The sequence below is a fragment of the Xanthobacter sp. BG11Y11_SDJG genome (genome assembly GCF_057364445.1).
Map to the genome: position 1 here is coordinate 1 of NZ_JBNFNU010000225.1, position 6869 is coordinate 6869.

General features: G+C 70.6%; 6 protein-coding genes and 1 pseudogene. All 7 read right to left on the reverse strand.

Annotated features, from left to right (window positions below; genetic code table 11):
• The coding region (locus tag AC2W7M_RS16630) for a putative bifunctional diguanylate cyclase/phosphodiesterase (protein WP_486133386.1) at nt 1-1764 on the reverse strand (1764 nt) is incomplete at its 3' end.
• Nucleotides 1765-1827: 63 nt separating this feature from the next.
• Nucleotides 1828-2634, reverse strand: a complete 807-nt coding sequence (locus AC2W7M_RS16635; RefSeq protein ID WP_486133388.1) for a cache domain-containing protein — start codon at nt 2632-2634, stop codon at nt 1828-1830.
• A gap of 27 nt (nt 2635-2661) precedes the next feature.
• Complete coding sequence (locus tag AC2W7M_RS16640) at nt 2662-3786, reverse strand: TRAP transporter substrate-binding protein (protein ID WP_486133390.1); 1125 nt, start codon at nt 3784-3786, stop codon at nt 2662-2664.
• 116 nt (nt 3787-3902) lie between these two features.
• Nucleotides 3903-4775, reverse strand: a complete 873-nt coding sequence (locus AC2W7M_RS16645) for an amidohydrolase family protein (protein ID WP_486133392.1) — start codon at nt 4773-4775, stop codon at nt 3903-3905.
• A 27-nt stretch (nt 4776-4802) separates the two neighbouring features.
• On the reverse strand, nt 4803-5243 hold the full coding sequence (locus tag AC2W7M_RS16650) for a RidA family protein (protein ID WP_486133394.1): 441 nt from the start codon (nt 5241-5243) through the stop codon (nt 4803-4805).
• Nucleotides 5197-6047: pseudogene (gene hpaH, locus AC2W7M_RS16655) on the reverse strand (2-oxo-hept-4-ene-1,7-dioate hydratase). Before hpaH ends, AC2W7M_RS16650 begins: the two are co-directional and overlap by 47 nt.
• The coding region (locus AC2W7M_RS16660; protein ID WP_486133396.1) for a fumarylacetoacetate hydrolase family protein at nt 6044-6869 on the reverse strand (826 nt) is incomplete at its 5' end. The pseudogene hpaH and the gene AC2W7M_RS16660, both read right to left, overlap by 4 nt.

A 6869-nucleotide genomic window follows, 5' to 3' on the forward strand; every position in this document is an offset into this window, starting at 1 on the left:
CGCCTCCCGCGCGGAACACGGCCTGCCCAGCAGGAAGCCCTGGGCTTCCGTGCACCGCGCCCGCCGCACCATCTGCCACTGCTCGGCCGTCTCGATGCCCTCGGCGGTGGTGGCCATGCCGAGGCGGCCGGCGAGCGACGCGATGGCCTCGATGATGGCCTCGCTGGAGGATTGCGACCCGGCGTCGTGGACAAACGACTGGTCGATCTTGATCTTGTCGAGCGGCAGCAGCCGCAGGCGCGCGAGGCTCGAATAGCCGGTGCCGAAATCATCCAGCACGATCCGCACCCCCGCCTGGCGCAGGCCGTGCAGGATTTCGAGGTTGGGCTGGTCGTTGGCGAAGAGGGCGGTTTCGGTGATCTCGAGCTCGATCCGCCCCGGCGGAATGCCGGTTTCGGCGAGCGCGCCGCGCACGGTCGCGACAATGTTGCCGAAGCCGATCTGGACCGGAGAGAGGTTGATGGCCAGCCGCAGATGGGCGGGCAGCGCCGCCGCATCCAGCATGGCCGCGCGCATGGCCCAGGCGCCGATCTCGACGATGGCGCGCGATTCCTCGGCCAGCGGCACGAAGGTTGCCGGATCGATCAGGCCGCGGCGAGGATGGTTCCAGCGCAGCAGCGCCTCGAAGCCGCAGAGCCGGCCGGACGCGACCGCGAAGATCGGCTGATAGGCCAGCTCCAGCTGTCCCTTGGCCAGCGCCTGGCTGAGGTCCAGCTCCATCTCCAGCCGGGCGCGCAGGTGCACGTCCATTTCCGGCGCGAACACGCATTGCGTCCCCCGCCCGCGGCCCTTCGCCTGATAGAGGGCGAGGTCGGCATGCTTGAGCAAGGTGTCCGCATCCGCCCCCGCCGCCGGCGCCACCGAGATCCCGACGCTCACGCTGATCGAGATCGCATGCCCCAGCACCACGTAAGGCTCGGCCAGAACCGCGATGATGCGGCGGCTCAGGTCCTCGGCCGCCTGCGGCTGTCGCGGCGCGAGGTTGATGACCGCGAACTCGTCGCCGCTCAGGCGCGCCACCAGTTCCGGCGAGGCGACGCAGGAGGTGAGCCGCTCGGCCGCCGCCCGCAGCAGCGCGTCCCCCACCGGATGGCCCAGCGTGTCGTTCACGTCCTTGAACCGGTCGAGATCGAGATAAAGCAACGCCAGCTGGCTGTCCTGCGCGAGGGCGTTCTCCAGGGCCTCCGCCACGCGCTCGCGGAACAGGATGCGGTTGGGCAGACCGGTGAGATCGTCGTGGTGGGCGAGAAAGCGGATGCGGCTCTCGCGCTCCCGGAGCGCGATGTTCTGCCGCCGCGCCTCCGCCGCCGCCTCATTGGCGCGGGCATTGGCCTCCGCGAGTTCCGCGAGCGCGGTCTTGAGTTCGGTGACGTCGGTGCGGATGCCGACGATGCCGCCGTCGGCCGTCAGCCGCTCGGTCATCAGCACCCAGCGGCCGTCCGGCAGCAGGCGCTCGATGCCGCCAGTGCCGGTGCGGTGCCAATGCATGCGCTCGGCAACGAACGCCTCGACGTCCGCCGCCGCCTCGGGATACTGGCCGACCTCGATGCCCTTGCGCAGGATGTCCTCGAAGCGTTCGCCCCTATTCAGGAACGCGGAGATGCGCGGGAACAGGTCGCGGTAGCGGTGATTGCAGGTCACCAGGCGGTCGTTCTCGTCCCACATGGCGAAGCCGTCGGACATGGCCTCCACGGCGTTGGCGAGGACGGCCGCCGACCGGGCGCGCTCGGCCTCGGCCTGCTCGCGCTGGCGCAGCGCCAGCACCAGCGCGGCAGCAAAGGCGGCGACCAGCAGCCGCCGATCGCGGCGGCGGCCACCACGCGCGCGCTATCGCGGCGCCCAGGGCGCGAGCACCCCGTCGAGGCGGGTCGAGAGCACCACCCGGAGGTCGCCGTGCAGAGTGGCCCGCACGACCGCCAGCAGGTCGCCGCCGTCCGGTGCCGCAGCGACGAAGACCACCCCGTCCGGATTGCGCATGCCCAGCGCGCCGGGGCGGACGACGCCGGTGTCGACCTCGTCATGCGGGAGCGAGCCCACCAGCTGGCCGTTGGGCCGCTCCACCTGGATCCGCACGCCGGGATCGACCCCGGTCTCGGCCAGGAGCCGCATCAGGGTGAGGACGGGAACCTCGGCCACGGCGCGCACCCCGTCCCAGGCGGGGACCGCGCGCACGAGGTAGATCGACCATTCCCCGGTGACCGGATTGCGCACCGGGCCCTCCAGCGTTGCCGCATCCCCCGCCCGGATCCGACCGGAGAGCCGCAGCGTGCGGCGCCCGCCGCGCGCCCGCGCCGAGGCGAGGATGGCGCCGTCGGGCGCGACCAGCATCAGGTCGCGGAACGCCAGGGTCTGGAAGTTGAGGCCGCGCAGCAGCTCTGCGGCGAGCGGGCTCTGGGGCGAGGCCTTGGCCGCGGCGAGCAGGGTCGGCAGGCTGGCCAGGGCGCCGTGCACCTGGAGCAACTGGCGGTTCAGCGCATTTTCAACCGCCTGCGCCGAGCGCTCCAGGGCCGCGTCCGCGGCGCGGCGGGTCGCCTCCTCCCAGCGCAGCACGAGGAGCGCCGTCCCAGCAGCCAGGATGGCCAGGATCAGGATTGTCCCGGCGACGACGGTCAGCTTGAGGCGGTGCCAGATCATCGCGCGATGTGAACCGGGGACGCAGACTCACTCGGACTTGACGGGCACCGAGTGCACTTTGGAAAGGTAGGCATTCCAGGCGTCTGCGCAAGCCGGTCCGCAGCGCTCAACCCACTGCGGAAGAACGAATTCCTCGATCAATTTGCGCCGGCGGGCATCATCGTCCGGCGATGTCGGTACCAGGGTCATCGGCCGGGCCAGTCGGCCGGCGCAGGCCGCCGCGCCGGTGTTGCAGGCAAGGCCGCGCCCGGTATCGGACTCCGCCTGCGCCCAGATGCGCTGCTCCAGGTCGGCGACGCCGGTGCGGATGATCTCCCGGACATCCTCCGGCAGCGCCTGCCACGCCGCGACGTTGGCGCCGAAGAAGGACAGCCCCCAGCTGATGGCCATGGCATGCACATGGGTGGTCACGTCCGGAAGGCCGATCTCGTAGCCGCTGAGCGTTCCGGTCACGACGCAGTCCACCACGTCATCCCGCAGCGCCTGCACGCTCTCGGCGAACGGCAGGACCACCGGGATGGCGCCGAGCGCTGTCATCAGGCTCGACTGGCCGACGGACGAGGTGCGGACCCGGCGTCCGCTCATGTCGTTGAGGCTCGCGAACGGCGCCTTGCAGAACAGCACCTGGGCCGGATAGGCGTAGACGCCCAGCAGCACGATGTCGTAGCGCTCGCGCAGCACCTGCGCGAGGTGCCCGCGATAGGCCGCCACCGAGCGGCGCAGCGTCGCCATGTCGGGGCTCAACACGGGAAGATCGACCGCGTTGAGTTCGGGCTCGTCGCCCGCAACCACGGACAGCAGCGCGCTGCCGAACGGCACCACGCCGAGCCGCATGAGCTGGAGCATCTCCTGCCCGCGCAGGCCGCCGCTGTCGAGCGGCGTGATGTCGGCGACGATGCGACCGCCCGAGCGCTCGGTGATCTCCTTCTTCCAGAAGGGCTGCTCGAAGTCCGTGAACTGCGTCACGCGCGCCAGGCCGCCGACGATCTGCAGCCGGATGGGTTCCGGGGGCGCCGTCTGGCCTGAGGCCGGAGCGATCGCGGCCACGGCGAGCGCGGCCAAGACGAGCGCGGCAACGACGACCGCGATCGCGGCCGCCGGCCAGGCATGGCGCGCCTGCGCTCGGCTCGGCTTGGGCTTCCAGATCGGCATGACCGGCTCATCCACTCAACGCCACGGGTCGACAGCCTGGACCGAAACGCCCGTCTCGGTCCAGGGGTGCGATACGCTGCGTCGAATTGCCCGGCACCTGCGCGCGCCGGCTCGGTTCAGGCCGGGAAGCCGAACAGGCGTGCCGGATTCTCCACCAGGATCCTGCTGCGTTCCTCGTCGGAGCGCGTGAAGCTGTACAGCAGCTCCAGCAGGTCGCCCTCATTGGGCGGCTGCTTCACCGACACCGGGTGCGGCCAGTCGCTGCCCCAGATGATTCGGTTCGGCGCGGCCTCGATATAGGCACGGGCGATGGGAATGAGATCGGCCCAGGGCGGGCCGGCCTTGGAGATCTTCTCGCCGAGCGAGAGCATCACGTAGAAGTTGCCGCGCTTCAGAAGCTCCAGCACCTTGAGGACGCTCGGGTCCTTGAGGCCGCGGGCGACGTCGGGGCGGCCCATGTGGTCGATTACCACCGGCACGGCGAGGTCCTCGAACGGAGCGATCTGCGCGGCGACGCCCGAGGCCTCCGGCTGCACCTTCGCATACCAGCCGAGTTCCTGCGTCTTCGCCAGAGCGGCCTTGAACTCGGCCTCCGAGAGGCTCGGCCCCAGGCCCTGGCGGGAGAAGCGGGCGCCGCGGATGCCGGCGGCATCGAGGTCGGCGAGCGCGGCATCGCTCGCCTGCGTGAACACCGCGGCATTGGCGCAGCCGCGATAGTTGGGGCCAGCCACCTTCAGCGCGTCCACCACCACGCTGTGATCGGCGCCGTAGGTGGTCGCCTGCACGATCACGCCGCGCGCGATGCCGAGCGTGCGGTGCATGTGGAGCCCCGCCTCGATGGTGGCGGTGGGCATCTCGTAGACCGCGCCGGGGCGCACCGGATAGCGCGCCGGATCGCCGAACACGTGGAACTGGCTGTCGCAGGCATTGGCGGGCGGCGGGCTATGGGCCGGGCGCGGATTGGGATCGAAGGGAAGATAATCGGGCACCTTGGGCCTCCTTGCGCGGCTGGCGCCTCAGGCGCCGATCACCGCCATGAAATCGAGCTGGATCAGCATGCCGTTGCCCAGTTCGACCGCCTGCATGGCCTGCCGCGCCGGCCGGTTCGTGGGGTCGGGGAACATGGCGAGCCATTCCTTGTTGAGCGGCGCGCGGTTGGCGCGGTCCACCATCCACACGGTGATCTTGACGATGTCGTCCACCGTGCCGCCGCCGGCCTCGACGATGGTGCGCATGTGCGCGAACATCAGCGCGCACTGCTCCTCCAGCGTCGGTGCCACCTTGCCGGTCGCCGGGTCGAGCCCGTAGACGATGCCGGAGGCGAGGATGTTGCCCACCCGCGCCGCGGCGGGGATGGGATTGGCGTGCCCGAAGGCATCCACATAGATCGAGGTGCGTGCCATGGAAGCCTCACGCGAAATGGCAGGTGACCTGGCCGAGCGGGCCGTAATCGGCATGGAAGGTGTCGCCCTTGCGCACGTCCACCGGGCGGATGAAGGAGCCGGCAAGCACCACGTGCCCGGGCTCCAGCGCCACGTCGAACGCGGCGAGGCGGTCCACCAGCCAGGCGACGCCGTTGGCCGGATGGTTGAGCACGCCGGCGGAGACGCCGGTCTCCTCGATCTCGCCGTTGCGGTAGAGCAGGCCGGCGACCCAGCGCAGGTCCACGTCGAGCGGGCGCACCGGCCGGCCGCCGGTGACGATGCCGCAATTGGCGGCGTGTCGGCGATGGTATCGAACACCTTGCGGGTGGCGCCGGTCTCGGGGTCGACCCGCTGGATGCGCGCGTCGAGGATCTCGATGGCGGGCACCACATAATCGGTGGCGTTGAGCACGTCGAAGACGGTGCAGCCGCGGCCCGCGAGCCGGCTTTTCAGGACGAAGGCCAGCTCCATCTCGATGCGTGGCTGGATCAGCGCGTCGAAGCTGACCGTGCCACCCTCTGGCACGAACATGTCGTCCAGCAGCACCCCATAGTCCGGCTCGGCGATCTTCACCGCCGCCTGCATGGCTTTCGAGGTGAGGCCGATCTTGTGGCCGCGCACGATGCGGCCCTGGGACGCCTTCAGCTCCATCCAGGCGTGCTGGATGGCATAGGCGTCGGGGATGGTGATCTGCGGCCAGTCGAGGCTGAACTGGCGGATCTGCACCCGCGTCTTCTCCGCCCCATCGAGGCGCCGGGCGGCGGCGGCGATGTCGGCGGGGGTAAGGGTGAGCGCGGGTCGGGCCAGCGCATTGCCGGTCGTCGTGTTGCCGGTCATGGGCGCACCTCGTCGACGACGCCGTTGGCGAGGGTGCCGATGCCCGGAACATCGATCTCCACCACGTCGCCGGGCGCGAGCCAGCGCGGCGGATCGAAGCGCACGCCGGCCCCGGTGGGCGTGCCGGTGAGCACCACGTCGCCTGGCATCAGGGTCGCGAAGGTGGAGAGATAGGCGATGATGGCGTCGAACGGGAACATCAGCCGGTCGGTGGTGTCGTGCTGGCGCACCTCGCCGTTGACCCGCGTGGTGAGCTCCAGCGTGGCGAGGGGATCCAGCTCGTCGGCGGTGACGATCCACGGCCCCATGCTGCCGGAGCGGTCGAAGTTCTTGCCCTGGGTGACGTTGAACTTGCCGTGGCGCAGCCAGTCGCGGATCGTGCCCTCATTGGCCAGGGTGAGGCCGAAGATGTGCCCCGGCGCATCCGCGCGGGAGATATGCCGTCCGGCTTTGCCGATCACGAAGGCAATCTCGCCCTCATAGTCGAGCTGGGTGGAGACGAAGGGCCGCTCCACCGGCACGCCGTGGCCGACGAAGGAGGTGGCGCACCGCACGAACAGGCTCGGATACTTGGGCGCCTCAGAGCCGTCTTTGTATTCGGCGTTGCGGTCGGCATAGTTCACGCCGATGCACCAGATCTTCTGCGGCGCGATCACCGGCGGCTCCAGCACCAAATCGGCGAGGGCGAAGTCGGGCGCCGCGCCGGCGACGGCGGCGCGGGCGCGCTCCAGGCCGTCCGCGCGGATCAGGTCGAGCAGGGTCGGGCAGTCGGGGCAGGCCGCCGGGCGACGGTCGACGACGCCGCGCGCACGACGCCACGAC

Bases quoted from the DNA above. Each gene is read 5' to 3' on its own strand.
- AC2W7M_RS16635 (WP_486133388.1), bottom strand. From the start codon at position 2,634: ATGATCTGGCACCGCCTCAAGCTGACCGTCGTCGCCGGGACAATCCTG.
- AC2W7M_RS16640 (WP_486133390.1), bottom strand. From the start codon at position 3,786: ATGCCGATCTGGAAGCCCAAGCCGAGCCGAGCGCAGGCGCGCCATGCC.
- AC2W7M_RS16650 (WP_486133394.1), bottom strand. From the start codon at position 5,243: ATGCCGATTACGGCCCGCTCGGCCAGGTCACCTGCCATTTCGCGTGAG.